This is a genomic window from Streptomyces sp. NPDC059696 (assembly GCF_042733745.1).
Classification (GTDB): domain Bacteria; phylum Actinomycetota; class Actinomycetes; order Streptomycetales; family Streptomycetaceae; genus Streptomyces.
In genome coordinates this window covers 1-313 of the sequence record NZ_JBHWFG010000083.1, presented here as the reverse complement: position 1 = coordinate 313, position 313 = coordinate 1, and the positions used below count along the sequence as shown (strand labels likewise).

Sequence of the window (313 nt, the reverse complement as noted above, 5' to 3'; positions counted from 1 at the left end):
CCGCAGCGCCCGCGCGGTACTGCTCGGCACGGACACCACGCCGAACAGCAGCAGGGGCTCGTCGGTGTCGCAGACCACCTGGGGCAGCCCGGCGGCGCTCGCCGCGGCGAAGGTGCCCGTCGATCCGTGGTGGATGACGGCCGAGCAGGTCGGCAGCAGCTGGTCGAGCGGTACGTAGTCGAGGGTGTGGACGTTGTCCGGCAGGGGCCCGCTCTCCGCCAGTTGGTTGTCGTTGAGCGTGGCGATCACCTCGATGTCCAGCTCCGCGACCGCTTCCAGCAGCTTGGCGGTGCGCCCCCAGTCCCCCTTGAGG

The 313-nt window shown here is 71.2% G+C and carries 1 protein-coding gene; it reads right to left on the bottom strand.

Translation table 11 applies throughout. The features are described 5' to 3' along the window. On the bottom strand, positions 1-313 hold a 313-nt coding region (locus tag ACFV20_RS36615; RefSeq protein ID WP_385665408.1), incomplete at both ends, for a nucleotide disphospho-sugar-binding domain-containing protein.